We start from the raw sequence: 18,042 nt of genomic DNA on the forward strand, positions 1-18,042 counted from the left end.
CACAGAGTGAAAATGTCTTGGAAAGGTTTTTCAACCTTTCCAAGGTTCAATGCTATTTCTGCGGTCTTTTATAACGAATAGGAGCCGCTGGCTCAGGCTTGAGCGTGACGCCTTGGGTTTTTAGCAAGTCCAACGCCACCTGTACCGATTTTTCGAGTTGCGGGTCTTCTCCCTTGGCTACTTTGGCGGGGTCTTGGTGTACCTCAATGTCAGGGGCAATGCCTTCGCCTTCTACCGCCCATTTTCCGTCCACGTCATAAAAACCACCGCGCGGAGCTACCATGCGTCCACCGTCGATAAACGGTGGCGTGTCCCACGTACCGACCAATCCGCCCCACGTGCGGGTGCCTACGAGTGGACCCACTTTGGCTTGGCGGAACAAAAACGGCATCAAGTCGCCGCCCGACCCTGCGCGCTCGTTGACAATCATTACTTTAGGCCCCCACAAGCCTGACATCGGCGTCGTGAAAGGTTTGTGGTCGTTGGCGCGGCTGTTGAAATATCCTTGCAGTTTTCGGGCCAATACGTCCACGATGTAGTCAGCAGCTGAGCCACCACCGTTGTTGCGTTCGTCGATAACTGCGCCTTTTTTGTCTTGTTGGGCAAAATAATAACGGTTAAAATATTCGTAACCACCGTTGCCCGTGTTAGGAATCCAAACGTAAGCCAATTGTCCCTTAGAAAGCTCATCCACCTTACGGCGATTGCCTTCCACCCAAGCCCGCGTTCGAAGCTGGGTTTCGTTGGCGACGGGCACGACCGTAACCGATTTGGCCGTGGCCAAATCAGGCGTAGCATTGACCTTAATTTTAATTTGTCGGTTGGCCGTGCCTTCCAGCAAACTGTAAATATCCACGTCGGCGGTGAGGAGAATACCGTTGATTTCCAATAAATAATCGCCTTCTTTTACGTCGATGCCAGGGCTAGACAAAGGCGCTCGCAAGTCAGGATTCCAGTTTTCGCCCGTCAGAATGCGCTTGATGCGGTAAAAGCCGTTTACGATTGTAAAATCAGCCCCCAAAAGCCCCGCAGGGTTGTTGTTGTCGAGGGTTGGGAAATCACCTCCTGAGGTATAGGAGTGCCCCACGGCCACTTCGCCCCCCAAAATATCCACCACGTAGTTGAGGTCGGTGCGGTGGCGTACGTGTTCTACCCAAGGTGAGTACCACTTATAGATGTCGTTCCAAGGAGCTCCGTGTACATTGCTGACGTACAAGAAATCGCGTTGATAGCGCCATCCTTCGCGGAAAATTTGCTTGTATTCGGCTTTCGGGTCCACCCATAGTTTCATTTCACTGGTGTTGAGGCGACCGTCACCCATTTTTGCCGTGGCGGCGGTTGCATTGGCGATTCCCCACGTAGTTCCGCTGCGGTAAAGCAGGTTTTTGCGGTCGTGTGAGGTAATTGCTTCCTGAATTCCTTTCAAAAACTCCTCCCGTTTCTGGTCTTTCAACGTGTATTTGTGCAGCGTCATGCCCGATTGGTCAGGGACATTTTCGGTAAAAAATAAACTACCTTCAGGCCCTGCAATGATTTCGTCGTATTCTTTTAATGCTACTTTGGGAAGTGCCAAAATCCGCTGGTCGATGCCTTCTAGGTCAATTTTTACCAAAACTTCTTTTTTTGCTTCCGTGGGTTTTTCGTCTTTTTTAGGCTCGGTTTTGGTCTTGTCGTCGGTTTTGGCAGGAGCAGCTTCCTTCTTCTCTACTTTGGGGGCTTCTTCCTCGTCGCTTTTGGGCAAAAAAGGCGAAGGTTCACCTTTGGCCAGAATGAGCATATACACGCCGCGCGTAACGGGGCGTTCGTAGGAGCTCATGTCGAGCCAACCCGTATTGAGGGCAAAGTTGGTACTGGCCAAAAAATACAGATACTTTCCGCTGGCATCCCACACGGGCGACATCGCATCTGACATCCCATCGGTCAGTTGGTGACTAGCGCCTGTCTCGATGTTATAGACTTTGATGGCTTTGTATTGATTGTCCAAAAGGCGGGCGTAAGCAATCCATTTGCCATCAGGCGACCATACAGGGTTAAGGCTGCGGTTGGGATGGGCGTAGCGCTCGGTGTCTATCTTTTTGGGTTGCCCCGTTTCGGTATTTATCACCCATAAATTATAATCAGTGTCGGTGTAGGCAAGGTGTTTGTTGTCCGACGACCACGCGGGGCGGAAGTAAAATGTAGGCGAAGGCAACGAAATCGCTTTGGGTTTTTGAAGCCCTTCTTGGTCCGAAACCATCAATTGATATTCACCGCTCGCGTCCGAAAACCACGCTATTTTCTGCCCGTCGGGCGACCACGTAGGGTAGCGGTCGGCCACGCCTGAACTGTGACTGATGTTGCGCCAATCGCCGTTTTCTTTGGGTACGGTAAAAATATCGCCACGGTATTCAAACAACGCACGTTTGCCCGTAGGAGAAAGCGACGCATTGAGTAAACCTCCCGAACGGACGTCCTGCCAACGCGGCGTAGCCCACGTAAAATCCCCTTGAACGTTGATAACGAGCTGCTTGGCTTGCCCCGTTTGGGGGTCGAGCAAATGCAAATAGCCGCCTTGTTCATACACAATACGGTCGTTGGAGGCGTCTAAGCCTTTTACATCAAAATCTTTGTGAAACGTTACCTGTTTGAGTTCGTTGGTTTTGGGATTAAACGACCATACGTTGTTGGCATAATCGCGTTCCGACAAAAAGTAAACGACGTTTTTGTACCAAACAGGGTCGGTATGGCGTTCGCGGTCGGTTTGGGGAGTGGTTTTGAGCGAGAGCGTTTTCAAATCCACAATCCAAATCGGCTGGGCTTGTCCGCCTCGGTAGTTGCGCCATTCAGGGTCCCAAAAACCAATGGTTTGGTAAGCCGCCATTTGGCCATCGGGCGATACTTCCCCCGCGTAGGCTTGTGGCATGGGAAGTTCTTCTTGGAACCCCCCTTTAAAACTCACTTTTAATAATTTGGTCAGGGCCGTTGGGTAGCCGCTTCGTCCCGAACGAAAGACAATGCTGGCGCCGTCGGGTGTCCAACCTTGCACAGCATCTTCGCCTGGGTGCCACGTAAGACGTTTGGGTTCACCGCCCGTGGCAGGCATCACATACACGTCGGTGTTGCCGCCGTACTGAGCCGAAAAGGCAATCATGCTGCCATCGGGCGAAAAATGCGGAAGTGATTCGGTGCCTTCGTGCGTGGTAAGGCGGCGGGCAGCGCCACCGTCGCGGTCGGCCATCCACAAATCATCGGCATAGACAAAGACCACGGAGCGGTCGCTGACGGTAGGCTGGCGCAACAGTCGTGTGCCTTGGCCGATAGCCGACACGCTGCACAAAACCCCCGCCGCGAGGGAGAGTAAAGAGGTTAGTTTCATAGAAAGTGGTTAGTAGGTTGTTGGAAAAATATACCTCAAAAATACGCTTTTCTCTTTGGGAAACGCAATCGGAGCATACACGATGAACGATTGTTGTTCAGCGGTTACCTGAATTCGGTAGCGGCTGCCTTCAAAAATGCTTCGCTCTACCGTTGCCCAAATGCCTTGCGTGCCTTCGGTTTCGGTAATGATCAGTTGCTCAGGGCGAATCAGCAAGGTGTCAGACGGTCGGGGAGGAGTTCCAAAAAACTGCTCAAACGTATTGCGAGGCACAACATTGATTTCTCCCGTCAACTCCGCTACGTACTCACTGATGGGTTGTTGATATACTTCTTGGGGCGTGCCCATTTGTAATAACTTCCCTTGGTATAAAATCCCCATTCGGTCCGACAAACTGAGGGCATCGGGGGCATCGTGGGTGACAAAAATGCAGGCAGTCCCCGTTTCTTCGGCCAGTGTACGGATGGTTTGGGCAAGGCGACGGCGATTGGCAAAATCCAAGTGCGCAAACGGTTCGTCGAGGAGCAATACTTTGGCTTCTTCGGCCAGCGCGCGGGCAATGGCGGTGCGCTGTTTTTCCCCGCCCGACAGCGATTTGGCGGGTTTGTCGGCCACCGTTTCTAAGTGGCAAAGCTCGATAAGCTCGTCCACCCGCTCGTCGCGATAGGCTTTTTGGTAATACCGAAGCGCGTACGCAATGTTTTCCCGAACACTGATGGGCAACGATAGATTATAGTCTTGGTGGACAATTTTAATGTCAGGATGCCCAGGAATGAGCTGGTCGCTGGCAAGGCGTAATTTTTCGCCGTTGAGCCAAATTTCACCTTCATCGGGGTCAATCAGCCCCGCTGCCAAACGCAATAACGTACTTTTTCCCGAACCACTTTCGCCCAAAAGGCCAAGAATTTCTCCTGTTTGAAGTTCTAACTGAATGTCGGATAAAACCGATTGAGGTGGGTAGTTTTTAGAAAGATGACGTAATTCTAACAAAGAGTACATTCCGACGTTTAGTTTCTTTTGTTGGTGAACACAAAACAAGTTGATAAAATGCCATTTCTACGAATTCTTCTCTTTTTGTTGGTTGCTCAATTGAGTTTCTCCCAAGGCATCCCGCCGCAGGTACGTCGGGTGTTGTTTGTGGGAAATAGCATTACGTACGCAGGAAGTTACGTAACCGACATTGAAGCCTATTTTGTGACGCATTATCCGCAGCGTTCGATTGAATTTATCAACGTAGGGCTACCCAGCGAAACCGTTTCGGGGCTGTCGGAAGAAGGCCACGCGGGTGGACGTTTCCCCCGTCCCGATTTGCACGAACGCCTCGACCGTGTGCTCAAAGCCACCAAACCCGACTTGGTCTTTGCTTGCTACGGCATGAACGACGGTATTTATTTGCCGTTTGGAGAAGACCGTTTTCAAAAGTTTCGGGAAGGAATCGAATGGCTGCACGAAGAAGTAGAAAAAACGGGCGTAAAAATTGTTCACCTTACTCCCCCTATTTTTGACGAATTGCGCGGGAAAAATGCAGGTTACGCTGCCGTTCTCGACCGATATTCTGATTGGTTGCTGAGTTTACGGAAAACCAGAAAGTGGGAAATTATCGACATTCATTACCCCATGAAAACCTACCTCGACGCCCACCGCAAAATCGACGAGCAATTTGGTCTTTCGGGCTTTACTTTGGCCGAAGATGGCGTGCATCCTGGCGAGGTTGGGCACTGGATTATGGCCAAACAAGTGCTTTTGTATTTGGGTGAAAAACAGGTCGCTAAAGCGGGGACACCCAAGAGCGCCCTGCCCGACCGCCCCTCGTCGGAAGCGGTTTTTAAGTTGGTTCAACAACGCCAAGCGCTGATGAAAGATGCCTGGCTGACGGCCACAAAACACAAACGCCCCGAAATGAAAGTGGGGCTCCCGCTGGAAGAAGCCCAAAAGAAGGCGGCGGAGATAGAGCAGGAAATCAGGGCGCTATTAAAATAAAAAAGGAGCCAAAACTTCGCCTTATCTCTATACAAATTTGGTTTTTATCGCTCTCTTTACCTGATTGGGTAGAAGTGTCACATTTCTTGTAGTAAATTGCCGTGTCAAACTAAAAACCAAACCCAAATGATTCGTCAATTACTCTACGGAGGAGTGGTGGCGTTGGTAGGAATGGCGTCCGTCAGTCAGGCGCAGACGTCCTACAACAATCACGCCCAACTTTCCACTCGTCTCAAAAACCTCTCCACAAAATACGCTGCCCAAGCCACCGTTAGCTCGATTGGCAAGAGCGCAGGCGGGCGCGACCTGTGGTTGCTTACGCTTGGAAAAGGAGATGCGACCAAAAAACCTGCCATCCTGGTCGTGGCAGGGCTAAACGGTACGCACTTAGCTGGAACGGAGTTGGCCATTCAAACGGCTGAAAAAATGCTTGCTTCGGCCAATGCTGATAGTATTGCTAAATTATTGACAACCAAAACGTTTTATTTTTTGCCAAGCATGAATCCTGATGCGCAGGAGCAGTTTGCGGCAAAGCTAAAATTTGAACGTACTGGAAATGATACCAAAGCCGATGACGACCGCGATGGCCGCCTCGACGAAGACCCGTTTGAAGACCTCAACGGTGACGGAATGATTACTTGGATGCGGGTAGAAGATCCAACAGGGTCGTTTGTTGCGAGCAAAGAAGACCCACGAATCATGGTGAAAGCCGACCCTACCAAGGGAGAAGTAGGTAAGTATTTGTTGCACAGTGAAGGGATTGACAACGACAAAGACCGCGTTTATAACGAAGACGGTCAAGGAGGTATCAACCCAGAGCGCAACTTTACGTTTGACTACCAAATTTTCGTGACAGGCTCGGGCGAGTACGCTGCTTCTGAACCCGAAGTACGCGCCTTGCTTGACTTCTTGTACCGTGCGCCAAATATTTTTGCGGTATTGACTTTTGGCCCTAACAACAACCTTAGCGAAGCGCCGCGTTTCGATGCGTCTAAAGTAGCTCGTCGTATCATCACGGGACCACTTTCTAAAGATGCCAAAGCGATGGAGCAAGTGTCGAAGTTGTACAACAGTCGTACGGCTATGAAAGATGCGCCAGCGATGCCACAAACCCGTGGAAACTTCTCGCAAACGGCGTATTTCCACGCGGGTCGTTACAGCTTTACTACCCCAGGTTGGTGGGTGCCTAAAGTCGAAGCCCCACGCGACTCTACACGTCGTGGTACTGGCGCTGCTGCTCCTTCAGGTGCAGGGGCTGCTCCATCAGGTGCCGCAGCTCCCGCAGCAGGTGGTGGCGGTGGTGGCCGAGCGGGTGGCATGATGGGCGGTGGTGGTGCGGCCGCTGCGGCAGCCGCAGCAGCTTCGGCAAGTGCTGCCAATGCAAGCGAAGACGATACTCGTTTCTTGAAATGGGCGGACAAAGAAAAATTGACGGGCGTTTTTGTGGATTGGAAAGCCGTTCAACATCCTGATTTCCCTAACCAAAAAGTAGAAGTTGGTGGCGTAGCTCCATTTGTAAAATTGAACCCACCACTTTCTTATTTAGAGCCTGTTGCTGACAAACACCTCAAGTTTTTGTCAGGATTAGGTGCTCAAATGCCAGAAATTCAGTTGGTAAATGTAAAAACCGAATCACTTGGAAATAACTTGACGCGCATCACAGCGACGGTTATCAACAAAGGTTTATTGCCAACGTATGCCGAAATTGGTGACCGCGTTCGCTTTGTTCAAAAAGTAAAAACGGAACTTAAATTGGGCAGTGGCCAAGCGATTGTTTCAGGAAAACGTCTCAACCTCAGAGGTGCGTTGGGGGTAGATGAGTCAGAAGAATATACGTGGCTTGTGTCGGGTACTGGCAAACTTACGATTGAGGCTGGATGCCCAACGGCAGGCGTACAATCGACCGAGGTGACGTTGAAGTAAATTTGTTCCGCAAATCGTTAATCGAAATTTCCAATGAAAAAATACATAAAATCAATCATAACTGCTACGCTTTGCGCTCCTATGTACATGGGCGTAATGGCGCAAACAGCACCCAATATCGACGCTGACCTGACGGGAATGCGGGCGATTGGTTCGCCTGCCAATCCGAAAGTAAAATGGGCGTGGAATTATTACATGGATTACGCTGGTTTCAACAAACTCACCCAAGAGTTGGCTAAAGCGTATCCTGACTTGGTCAAATACGAATCTATCGGAAAGTCGTACCAAGGCCGCGAAATGTACGTCATCACCATCACCGATTTTAAGAGTGGCCGCCCTGAGTCTAAGCCTGCGTTTTGGATTGACGGGAACATCCACGCAAACGAGCTTCAAGGAACGCAATTTGCGATGTACACGGCTTGGTATTTGGCCGAAAGCTTTGGTAAAATGGATTTTGTAACGGACATGCTCAAAGGCCGTACGTTCTACATTTTGCCATCATTGAACCCTGATGCACACGAGAATTTTATTCATAAAGCTAATACCACAAGTTCGTCGCGTTCGGGTATGATGCCGTTGGATGACGATGGCGATGGCTTGGTGGACGAAGATTCGTACGATGATTTGGACGGTGATGGGCACATTGTGAACATGCGCCGCAAGTCACCAACGGGACGTTATAAAATTGATCCTGAGTTTCCTGAACGTATGATTTTGGCAAAGCCTGACGAAAAAGGCGAGTACGAATTGCTTGGTTTTGAGGGAATTGACAACGATGGCGACGGACGTGTCAACGAAGATAACCCTGGCGCATACGACCCGAACCGCGACTGGGGCTGGGGCTGGCAGCCAGACTATATCCAAGGTGGTGCATTGTTCTACCCTGGAAGTTTGCCCGAAACGCAAAACGTGAAGAAATTTTTCTATAGCCACTCAAACATCGCAGGAGCCCAAAGCTACCACAACTTTGGGGGAATGTTCTTACGTCCTCCAGGCGCGGAGGAAGATGCGATGTACGTTCCACAGTCGGACATCGCCGTGTATGATGTCATCGGAAAAACGGGAGAAAAGATGATTCCTGGGTACCGTTATTTTGTACTTTGGAAAGATTTATACACCGTTTATGGTGGTGAAATCGACTGGATTGGCCTAGGACGTGGGGTGTTTATGTTTTCTAACGAAATCAATACTGCGTACCGCATGTTTAACAAAAATTCAACCGAAAATAGAAACCAAAACGTTGAATTTGAAGAGTTTGATAAGTATCTGTTGTTGGGCGATAGCTACGTAAAATGGAAGCCATTTAAGCACCCACAATACGGTGATATTGAGATTGGTGGAACGAAAAAGAATTATATCCGTAACACCCCAGGTTTCTTATTAGAAGAAGAAGGACACCGTAACATGGCCTTCACGATGTTGCACGCGTACCACATGCCTAAAATCGAGATTGTGGACATCAAGTCACGCGCTTTAGCCAATGGACTTAGCGAAGTAACAGCTACGATTCAAAACCAACGGGCTATCCCGACCCACTCAGCGCATGACCTTCGTTTCAAAATCGAACGTCCTGATTACATTACCTTGAAAAACGCGCAAGTTGTAGCGGGTATGATTGTGGAAAACGATGATTTGGGTCTTACGCGTGAGCAAAAATACAACCCACAAACGATTGAGGTTCCTAATCTTCCTGGTACGGTTGGTGGTGGCTTTGGCGGCGGCGGTGGGCCTTTCGGCGGCGGTGCTGGCGGTAATGCCGTAAAAGTTCGCTGGATTGTGAAAGGTAAAGCCGACAAATGGACGGTAGAAGTCGATAGCCGCAAAGGGGGTATCGTTTCAAAAACCCAATAAATAGTGCCCCGATTTTAGGGAACGAACAATAACTTTAAAAGCGGTTGGCGTGATGTCAACCGCTTTTTGTATTTTTAATGTGAAGCGGGTTGCTCACAACCCGCGCCTATGTTGAACCAAACCACTTTTTACAATGAAACACTTTTGCTTGACGCTGGCTGCTCTTTTGGTACATCTAACGCTTTTTGCTCAACAATACGATTTGCTGATTCGAGGAGGGAAAGTAGTAGATGGGACGGGCAATGCGTGGTTTAATGCCGATGTAGCCATCAAAGACGGAAAAGTTGCAAAGGTGGGTTCACTACCTTCTGCCACGGCCAAACGCATCGTAGATGCCAAAGGATTGATTGTTTGCCCAGGTTTTATTGATGTTCATACCCACATTGAAGAAGACGAATTTCGTGTCCCCACGGCTGATAATTTTATTTATGACGGCGTCACGACCGTCGTAACGGGAAACTGTGGCTTGTCGAACGTGGATTTAGGACGTTATTTTGGGCAATTAGACAGCCTCAAAACCTCAGTTAATGTAGCGTCGATGATTGGCCATAACGACGTCCGCCAAGCCGTGATGGGTACCGTCAACCGCCCTGCTACGCCCGACGAACAAAAAAAGATGGAAGCCTTGGTAGAAAAAGCGATGAAAAACGGAGCCGCAGGGTTGGCAACGGGCCTGATTTATATTCCAGGGACTTTTTCGACTACCGACGAAATCGTGGGACTAGCGCGGGTAGCGGCTCGCTACGGCGGCGTGTATGCGTCACACATTCGTTCGGAAGGTGATGACGTTCTCAAAGCCATCGAAGAAGCAGTGTTAATAGGCCGAGAAACGGGCATTCCTGTTCAAATTTCACACTTTAAAGTAAGTGGGCAAAACAACTGGGGGCGCTCGAAAGAAACCTTGGCGGCGGTCGAAAGCGCGCGCCGCGAAGGCATCGACGTCACGATTGACCAATACCCTTATACTGCCAGTAGCACGGGTTTAACGACGTTGCTGCCGAGTTGGTCGTTGGCAGGTGGGCAAGATTCTATCAAAGCCCGCGTGGCTAATCCTACCACGCACGAACGGATGGTGAAAGACATGGTAGCTACTTTAAAACGCCGCCAACAAAAACATTTTACGTATGCGGTAGTCGCTTCCTACGACCCAGACCCATCGCTTAACGGAAAAAACTTAGAGGAAATCAACCTCCTCAAAGGACGAAAACACAAAGCGGAAGCTGAGGCCGAAACCATTTTAGAATTGGTGCTGAAAGGCAACGCCAGCATGGTTTTCCACGGAATGGGTGATTGGGATGTGGAAAACATCATGCGTTATCCCCAAAATATGTTTGCGTCGGATGCGTCGATTCGGGTCTATAACTTTGGTGTCCCTCATCCGCGTGGGTATGGTACCAATGCGCGCGTGCTGGGCTATTATGTTCGTCAAAAGAAAATCATTCCGTTGGAAGAAGCCATTCGCCGCATGACTTCGCTTCCTGCCCAAAAGTTTAGACTGCAAGGCCGAGGACTCTTGCAATCAAACATGCAGGCTGATGTGGTTGTATTTGACGAAAATACCATCATCGACGCCTCTACCTACGACCGTCCTCACCAGTATTCTAAGGGCATAAAATACGTGGTGGTGAATGGTCAATTGGTGGTGGATGAAGAAAAACACACGGGGCTACGAGTGGGGAAAGTACTGCGTATTTTTAATTAATTGACCACTAACTAAATTGTGTTAGTGTTGCTGCAAGAAAATTAGGAAATTCGCCTAATAAAATCAGAAGAGGAAATTCTTGTATGAGATGTTGGCGATATATTGGAATAATGCTCTGGGCGTTGGGAACGGTGGTGTGCGCCCAGAATAAAATGGTCGATAGCTTACGGCATTGGCTAGATACGCATCCTGCACTCGATAGTGCGCGGGTAGTGACCTTGCACCGCCTTTCGTATCGGTTGTCAGAAATCGACCAAGCGGCTGCGTGGCGTTATGCCAACGAGGCCAATCAGTTGGCCAAACAGCTTAATAATCAAGTGAATTTGGGTCAAAGCTTTATCAATTACGCCATTTTGGAGTCGTTGGAAGGAAATTATGCCAAAGGCCAAGAGTATTATTTAAAAGCCCTGCGACTGTTTGAACAATCGGGCTGGGAGCGGGGACAAGCGATTTGTTTGAATAATATTGCCGAAAATTATAAATCGATGAATCAGCTTCCCAAAGCCTTGGAATATACCTTTAAGGCACTGGAACTGAACCAAAAGCAGGAAAAGCCCGAAAAACGAGGAATGGCCGTCAATCATGAACAAATCGGAGACTTGTATCGACGAATGGGGCGCTACGAAGAATCGTTGAAATACTTGCAAAAAGGGCTGGTTTTGGCCAAAGATGCCGACCAAAATTACCAAATTTTACCCCAAATTTTGCTAGGCATTGGCCGTAATTACAACCACCGCCGAGAGTTTAGTACGGCGCTCGACTACCTCAACCAAGCCATTGAACGAAGCCAAATTCACGGCGAAAAATTGCTCCAAATTCAGTGTTACCAAGAAATAGCCCAAACGTACCGATTGCAACAAAACTTTGAAGAAGCCAAACAATATTTAGAAAAGGCGTTTGAGACGGCGCAGGAATTTGGGTCGCTGGTAGAAACGGCCAAGCTGAACAAAGAACTAGCTGATTTGGAAGAATTGCAGGGAAATTACCGCGACGCGCTGACGTATTTTCAGAAATATAAAGTCCTCAACGATTCGATTGAACAAAAGAAAAACGTCGTGCGGGCGGAGTTGGTGGAATTGAAATACAATGCGTTTGAAAAGGACAAAGAAAACCAACGTTTGAAACAAATTAAGGCCGCACAAGAGGCTGAATTACACCAAAAAACGGCATTGATTGTGGCTTTGGCGTTGATAGTAGTGTTGTTGATGGGCTTTATTGGCTTCGCTTTTTACCAAAATCGACTGAAACAAATCCGTGATGCCCAAAAAGTTCAGGCCGAAACCATTCGCCAAATGCAATTGTCAGATAAAATTCGGACCCAAATTGCCCGCGATTTGCACGATGATTTGGGCGCGACTTTGAGTGGGGTCGCCATGCTGAGTCAGGCCGCCAAACGCCAAGTGAGAGAAACCGACAGCCAACTGCGGGAGTTGCTGGATTTGATAAGCGTTAATTCTCAACGGACGGTTGCAACGATTCGCGATATTATCTGGACTACCCGCCCGATGAACGATAGTTTGGAGAGCATGTTGAACAAAATGAAAATTTTTGCGTCCGAAATGCTCGACCCCAAAGGGATAAAATACGAATTTTGTGTCGCGAACGACCTAGAAGAGTACAAACTCCCGTCGAACCAACAGTACAATTTCTATTTGATTTTTAAAGAAGCCATCAACAACGTGGCCAAATACGCCCAAGCCCGACACGTTTGGGTGCAAGTATTCAAAGAAAACGACCGCCTGCATCTGCGCATCAAAGACGATGGCGTGGGCTTTGATAAAGAGGCGGTTCGGGGCAGCGGCAATGGCTTGTTTAACATGGAAAAACGAGTAGAAGAACTGGATGGGAACTTACTGGTGCGTTCGGTCATTGATGAAGGAACGGTGATTGCCCTTACGCTGCCCTTGGCGGCTTAATCACCGTTTCGTAACTATTTCAACCAAACGAAGCCTGTGTTACTTCCCCTTTCGGCGGTGATTATCACCGTAAACCAAGAGAAAAAAATCGCTAAAACGATTGAAGCCCTCAAAACCCTGACCGACGACATCGTGGTGGTGGACTCAGGTAGCAAAGATGCCACCCGCACTGTGGCCGCAGCCTTGGGCGCGCGTGTTTTTGAGCGGCCGTGGCCTGGGTATTCGGAGCAAAAAAACTTTGGAAACGACCAAGCTAAGTACGATTGGATTTTGTCGGTGGACGATGATGAGGTTGTTAGCGACGAACTTGCAAAAAGTATTCGCGCGGCGTTTGCGTCGGAGCCGAAGACCGATGCGTTTAATTTACCTTTTCGAACCGTTTTTGCGGGAAAACTCATTCGCTTTGGTGGCTGGAATCCCGAAGCCCACATTCGGATTTTTAATAAAAAAAACATTCATTGGAACACCGACGCCGTCCACGAGGGACTTACCATTCGCCCCGAACATTCGGTTCAAAAACTCTCGGGCTACGTGTATCATTACACGGTAGATACCTTGGAACAATTTGCCCAAAAAACGGATCGTTATAGTACGCTATTTGCCGAAAAAGGAATAAAAGCAGGGAAAAAAGCAAATTTTATAAAGATTTACCTCAGTCCAGCCTTTCGCTTTTTGGTAGAATATGTGGTAAAATTGGGCTTTTTAGACGGATACTACGGCTGGTTTATTGCCAAAGAAAACGCACGCTACACGTATTTGAAGTATAAGAAGCTGGGGGAGGGGTAAAGTAGTTACTAGCTTAAATTAGTAAGTTTAGATTTGAAAGCGATTGTAAATTCACCTACTCTGAGCCAATTTACTTTTGGAAATGGCAGCTTCTTTAAGACTTTAAAATGCCCATCTTCCGAAACTATACAAACCGCGTCTGAAGCTACCGCACAATCTACAAACTTATCATCATCAGGGTCAGCTTTGATGGCTGACCAGCGATAATAACGAGTAATCAATTTGACATTTGGTAAGTGGTCGAAGGTACTTAAAACTGTTTCAGAAGCCTCGAAACCAAGTTTTTGAGTCATAATCTCAGCATATTCATCTAAAATATCAGTAGTTACGCAGAGAGTAATCGTGCCATCTAAAATAGCTCGAAAAATCCAATGCGTTTCAGAACGTCGAGAGATAGAAACCCACAGGATATTTGTATCTAGGACAATTTTCAAGAAGCTTTCGATTTACGGTTATGTTCTTTTAGAAAGGCACCTGTGTCTTCAGCTTTCCAGCCGTTTTTATCCCAAACTTCATCGGCCAAATGGATAGCTTTTTCACTAAAATACGTAGCTAACATTTTTTGGATTGCAACCATATCTTCATCAGATACGTGCCTAGAGTAAACTCGTAAGAGCTCTAACTGAATGTTACTTAATGTTGATGTAGTAGCCATTGCTTTCCAGATTATGCTATGTTCTAAACAAATATACTACTTTCTTATTTCTTAAAAAAAGCGTCAGCCGATTCTGAATCAGCTGACGCTTTGAGTGTATATCAACAAGAAATTACGCCTTTACAATCCAGCCAAACGGGTCTTCTGTTTTACCCGTGCGGAGGTCGCTCTTTTTTCAAAGCATCGATTATTTCTTTTACTGCCACTTTACGCTCCTCAACGGGAAGCCTCCAATAACTGGCAATGTCCACAATGGTATTGCGCGTTATTCCATTCAAAATAGTATTGGGAGTTCGTGAATATGCTCAGGCTTCGACAAGAGTAATCATTTTCTTATACAACTGAAATTTTTCATCTGCCGAAATGACAGGTAAATTTTCGGCGATTGCAGTGGCAATAATAAGTCGGTCGAAAGGGTCTTTGTGAGATTCTATCAACGGTACGGTATCATACGAAGAAATATGAGAGGCAGTAATAGGGAGAAATGAAAAGTTATCAATCGTAGCTTGGTGTATCAAGTCATCAATAGACAAGGTTAGTTCGGGTAGTTTACCGATTTTTTGTTTAATGGCAATCTCAAATAGGCTAATGTGGCACACAAAAACTTGATGACTTTGGAGCAATTCTTTAACTTGGTCAGATAGTTTAGTCGGACTGATAATGCTCCAAATAAAAATTTGGGTATCAACAATATAAGCCATTACATGTACTCTTTTAGATCGTCAAGTGGTTCGTTGAAATCTTCTGGAATACTGTATTTGCCTTCTAGGCTCCCTAATTTAACCCCTTTGGGGGTATTAGAATCATTCATAAACAAAATAACAACTTCGGATTTTTTAATTTTTGGAGGAGTTTCAGTCATTGTCAGTACTCCATTCTCATAAATCCCTTTAATTGCGGTGTACATAATTAATCATTTTTTACAAATCTAACATTTCAGCGACTCAAAACATTCGAAAAAAGAAAAACAAAACCCTATCTAACCAAAAAATCGTCAGACGGCATTAAACCGTCCGACGATTAAAGAGAAAGTTATGGATTTACGCCTTTACAATCCAGCCAAACGGGTCTTCTACTTTACCCGTGCGGAGGTCAGTTAAGAAAGCTTTTACTTTTGCCACAAAAGAGTCCTCGGTTACGGCAGGAAGTTCATAATCTACACCTTCGTAGCCAATAACGCCAAACGGCGACACCACCACGGCCGTACCTGCGCCGAAAGCAGCTTCCAAACGACTTTCTTTCAAAGCGTCGATTATTTCTTTTACCGCCACTTTGCGCTCTTCGACTGGAATGCCCCAATGACGCGCAATGTCCACGATGCTCTTGCGGGTCACGCCGTTGAGGATAGTGTCAGAAGTAGCAGGAGTAATGAGTTTTCCGTCCATGAAAAACATCACGTTCATCGTACCTGATTCTTCCACGTATTCGTGGTCGCGGGCATCGGTCCAGATGATTTGGTCGTAGCCTTGTTGCTGAGCCAAACGCGCAGGGTACAACGAACCAGCGTAGTTGCCAGCGCATTTTGCGTAACCTACTCCTCCTTCAGCCGCGCGGATGTAGTGTTGTTCTACTTTCACACGAGGAGGCTTTGAATAGTACTTGCCTACAGGGCTAGTAAAAATGATAAACTTGTACGTATCAGAAGCTTTTACGCCAATGTACGCATCTGTCGAAAACATGTACGGACGAATGTAAAGCGATGTATCAGGAGCAGTAGGAACCCAAGCAGAATCCAAACGAAGCAATTCTGTGAGGCCGCCCATAAAAATTTCTTCTGGGATTTCGGGCATGCACATCCGTACGGCCGATTTGTTGAAACGCGCCCAGTTGTCCAATGGACGGAACATGAGCACTTCACCCGCGTCGTTTTTGTAGGCTTTCATACCTTCAAAAATCGCTTGTCCGTAGTGGAGAGAAGCTGTAGCAGGGCTGAGGCTGAGGTTGGCGTAGGGTACAATTTGAAGGTTAGTCCATTCGCCGTTGACGTAATCGGCGACAAACATGTGGTCGGCATAATGGCGACCAAATACCAAATTGTCGAAATCTACTTCATGGATACGCGAAGCTTCTACGCGTTGAATTTCCATGGCCAATGTGTCCGTTGTCATTGTAATTGGTGGTTTACTGTATAGAGATTGACTGAAATTAGTTGTCAATGCAAATATTTTTATTTTTCCTCGAAAACCCAAGAAAATCTTGATTTACTTATCAAATACTGGCAAATAGGCAGGGGGCAAATGTGCAAGAGGCAAATTGGCAAGGGGCAAGTTTGCAAGAGGCAAATGTACAAGAGGCAAATTGGTAAAAGGCAAATGTGCAAGTATGCAAGAGGCAAATATTTAAAGGGGAAAAAAGAAAAACTTGCTCTTTGTCCTTTGCTAATTTGTCCCTTGCCCTTTGCCCTTTGTCCCTTGCCTTTTGCGAACTTGCCTACTTCTTCCGCCCTGCCCATTTAATTTCTTCTATCCCCAATTCTTGTGCCATTTTACGCGAAAGCACAAACAAATAGTCAGAAAGGCGATTTAAGTACCGAATTACCTCCGATTCTACCGTTTCGGCTTCGTTGAGGGCAATCACCAAACGTTCTGCTCGGCGGCATACCGTACGGGCCACGTGCGCAAAAGAAACCGACGGATGCCCGCCTGGCAAAATAAATGCGCGCATCGGTTGTAATTCGGTATTCATCTCGTCCATGGCGAGTTCGAGGGCGGTAATGTCTTCTTCGTGTAGGTCGGGGATGAAATGTTTTTTGTTGTCGGGTTCCGAAGCCAAAATAGAACCAATTGTGAACAAGCGGTCTTGGATGTATTTCAAAAAATCGCGCCGAGCGGCGTTTACCTCTTGGTCGCGCACCAAACCGATGTACGAATTAAGCTCATCGACGGTGCCATACGTATCAATGCGCAAGTCGGCTTTGCTCACCCGCGTTCCGCCCACGAGCGAAGTCGTGCCTTTATCTCCAGTTTTTGTGTAAATTTTCATCGTTGTTGCCGAGATTTGTCTCTTAGAATAGGCAACAAACTTACCCGCAAAAGGGTTTTATTCACAAATCTTGCTCAATAAAATAAACAACGATGGAAACCGCCTTTCAAATTGCCAATCTGCTGGTATTCCCGCAGTGGATGCTCATGATTTTTGCCCCTCAATGGAAAGGGACGCAATGGCTGGTCAAGAGTTACCTGGTACCAGTGCTCTTGGCTTGTATGTATGCGTATTACATCTTTAGCGGAGCGCCGCTTGATTTTCAGGATTTTAGTAGTTTTTCGGGCATCAAGAATCTATTTGCCAAAGGGGGAGATACGGCGCTGTTGGCAGGATGGATACACTATTTGGCCTTCGACTTGGTGGCAGGAAGTGCGGTGCTTCAAGATGCGCAGCAAAAGAATATCCCCCACCGTTGGATTGTGCTACCGCTATTTTTCTGCTTTATGCTAGGGCCTGTGGGGTTTCTGATGTATTGGCTGGTTCGTTTGTTTAAGACCAAACGAATGGGAGGCGAAAATTAGGTCGTTGCTGAATTGGATTCGTCGGTAGAGGTTGGTAGCTGAACTTTTTTGTAGATAACTGATAGAGGCAGTTGAATATTCAATGCGGGTAAATCAATGCGCTCGTTAATGTCACTGTAAAACTCTACATACCAGCGCTTTCCTTCGCGGTTGAATACTTCGACCAAGCATTCTTCTTGTTCGATAATTAGGTAATACTCCAACGTAGGTAGTTGCGTGTATTCGGCTAATTTCGTCACACGGTCGGTATTGATGCTGCTTTCTGATAATACTTCTTCTGTCCCAAAACTACAACTATTAGATTTTACACCTTTTTGCCTTTTAAAAAAGAAGACAGGGCTTGTTACCTGGCTACTTATCAGTGTCAC

The 18,042-nt window shown here is 47.3% G+C and carries 17 protein-coding genes; 8 read left to right on the forward strand and 9 right to left on the reverse strand.

The genetic code is table 11. The features are described from left to right. Window positions 1–52: 52 nt before the first annotated feature. Window positions 53–3,355, reverse strand: coding sequence for a S41 family peptidase (locus FHS57_RS00845; protein WP_183970972.1), 3,303 nt, complete (start codon window positions 3,353–3,355; stop codon window positions 53–55). A gap of 9 nt (window positions 3,356–3,364) precedes the next feature. Then, the gene (locus FHS57_RS00850; RefSeq protein ID WP_183970973.1) at window positions 3,365–4,354 is read right to left on the reverse strand and encodes an ABC transporter ATP-binding protein; all 990 of its coding nucleotides are present in this window, start codon (window positions 4,352–4,354) and stop codon (window positions 3,365–3,367) included. Window positions 4,355–4,402: 48 nt separating this feature from the next. Between FHS57_RS00850 and FHS57_RS00855 the strand changes: the two genes are divergently transcribed. From FHS57_RS00855 to FHS57_RS00880, 6 genes are all read left to right on the forward strand, one after another. Continuing rightward, window positions 4,403–5,335, forward strand: a complete 933-nt coding sequence (locus FHS57_RS00855; protein ID WP_183970974.1) for an SGNH/GDSL hydrolase family protein — start codon at window positions 4,403–4,405, stop codon at window positions 5,333–5,335. A gap of 126 nt (window positions 5,336–5,461) precedes the next feature. Continuing rightward, entirely contained in the window at window positions 5,462–7,258 is a 1,797-nt protein-coding gene (locus tag FHS57_RS00860; RefSeq protein WP_183970975.1) for a M14 family metallopeptidase, read from the forward strand. A gap of 33 nt (window positions 7,259–7,291) precedes the next feature. Then, a complete protein-coding gene (locus tag FHS57_RS00865) occupies window positions 7,292–9,109 on the forward strand; it encodes a M14 family metallopeptidase (RefSeq protein ID WP_183970976.1) in 1,818 nt (605 codons plus the stop codon). Window positions 9,110–9,242: 133 nt separating this feature from the next. Beyond that, window positions 9,243–10,811 carry an N-acyl-D-amino-acid deacylase family protein gene (locus tag FHS57_RS00870; RefSeq protein WP_183970977.1) on the forward strand — a complete coding sequence of 523 codons (1,569 nt, stop codon included), beginning with the start codon at window positions 9,243–9,245 and terminating at the stop codon, window positions 10,809–10,811. Between the two features lie 83 nt (window positions 10,812–10,894). Continuing rightward, on the forward strand, window positions 10,895–12,727 hold the full coding sequence (locus FHS57_RS00875) for a tetratricopeptide repeat-containing sensor histidine kinase (RefSeq protein ID WP_221225521.1): 1,833 nt from the start codon (window positions 10,895–10,897) through the stop codon (window positions 12,725–12,727). Window positions 12,728–12,763: 36 nt separating this feature from the next. Then, window positions 12,764–13,513, forward strand: a complete 750-nt coding sequence (locus FHS57_RS00880) for a glycosyltransferase family 2 protein (RefSeq protein ID WP_183970979.1) — start codon at window positions 12,764–12,766, stop codon at window positions 13,511–13,513. A gap of 8 nt (window positions 13,514–13,521) precedes the next feature. Here the strand turns inward: FHS57_RS00880 and FHS57_RS00885 are convergent, their stop codons facing one another. From FHS57_RS00885 to FHS57_RS00905, 5 genes are all read right to left on the reverse strand, one after another. Next, complete coding sequence (locus FHS57_RS00885) at window positions 13,522–13,947, reverse strand: putative toxin-antitoxin system toxin component, PIN family (protein WP_183970980.1); 426 nt, start codon at window positions 13,945–13,947, stop codon at window positions 13,522–13,524. Beyond that, window positions 13,944–14,168 carry a DUF8507 family protein gene (locus FHS57_RS00890; RefSeq protein ID WP_221225522.1) on the reverse strand — a complete coding sequence of 75 codons (225 nt, stop codon included), beginning with the start codon at window positions 14,166–14,168 and terminating at the stop codon, window positions 13,944–13,946. Before FHS57_RS00890 ends, FHS57_RS00885 begins: the two co-directional genes overlap by 4 nt. Window positions 14,169–14,473: 305 nt before the next feature. After that, window positions 14,474–14,869 carry a type II toxin-antitoxin system VapC family toxin gene (locus FHS57_RS00895; protein ID WP_183970982.1) on the reverse strand — a complete coding sequence of 132 codons (396 nt, stop codon included), beginning with the start codon at window positions 14,867–14,869 and terminating at the stop codon, window positions 14,474–14,476. Then, on the reverse strand, window positions 14,869–15,075 hold the full coding sequence (locus tag FHS57_RS00900) for a DUF2281 domain-containing protein (RefSeq protein ID WP_183970983.1): 207 nt from the start codon (window positions 15,073–15,075) through the stop codon (window positions 14,869–14,871). The genes FHS57_RS00895 and FHS57_RS00900 overlap by 1 nt, the downstream gene beginning before the upstream one ends. 133 nt (window positions 15,076–15,208) lie before the next feature. Continuing rightward, window positions 15,209–16,276, reverse strand: coding sequence for a branched-chain amino acid aminotransferase (locus tag FHS57_RS00905; protein ID WP_183970984.1), 1,068 nt, complete (start codon window positions 16,274–16,276; stop codon window positions 15,209–15,211). 107 nt (window positions 16,277–16,383) lie between these two features. Here FHS57_RS00905 and FHS57_RS32130 point away from each other — a divergent pair, with 107 nt between their 5' ends. After that, entirely contained in the window at window positions 16,384–16,473 is a 90-nt protein-coding gene (locus FHS57_RS32130) for a pentapeptide repeat-containing protein (RefSeq protein WP_221225542.1), read from the forward strand. 125 nt (window positions 16,474–16,598) lie between these two features. On the opposite strand, the gene FHS57_RS00915 is transcribed toward FHS57_RS32130, so the two are convergent. Beyond that, entirely contained in the window at window positions 16,599–17,150 is a 552-nt protein-coding gene (locus FHS57_RS00915) for a cob(I)yrinic acid a,c-diamide adenosyltransferase (RefSeq protein WP_183970985.1), read from the reverse strand. 92 nt (window positions 17,151–17,242) lie between these two features. On the opposite strand from FHS57_RS00915, the gene FHS57_RS00920 reads away from it, so the two are divergent. Beyond that, window positions 17,243–17,674, forward strand: a complete 432-nt coding sequence (locus tag FHS57_RS00920; RefSeq protein WP_183970986.1) for an ABA4-like family protein — start codon at window positions 17,243–17,245, stop codon at window positions 17,672–17,674. Here the strand turns inward: FHS57_RS00920 and FHS57_RS00925 are convergent. Continuing rightward, window positions 17,671–18,042 (reverse strand): Uma2 family endonuclease, encoded by a 372-nt coding sequence (locus FHS57_RS00925; RefSeq protein WP_310586955.1) that lies wholly within the window; start codon window positions 18,040–18,042, stop codon window positions 17,671–17,673. The two genes, FHS57_RS00920 and FHS57_RS00925, sit on opposite strands and share 4 nt — an antisense overlap.

Origin of the sequence: Runella defluvii (assembly GCF_014195535.1) — a bacterium.
Lineage (GTDB): Bacteria > Bacteroidota > Bacteroidia > Cytophagales > Spirosomataceae > Runella > Runella defluvii.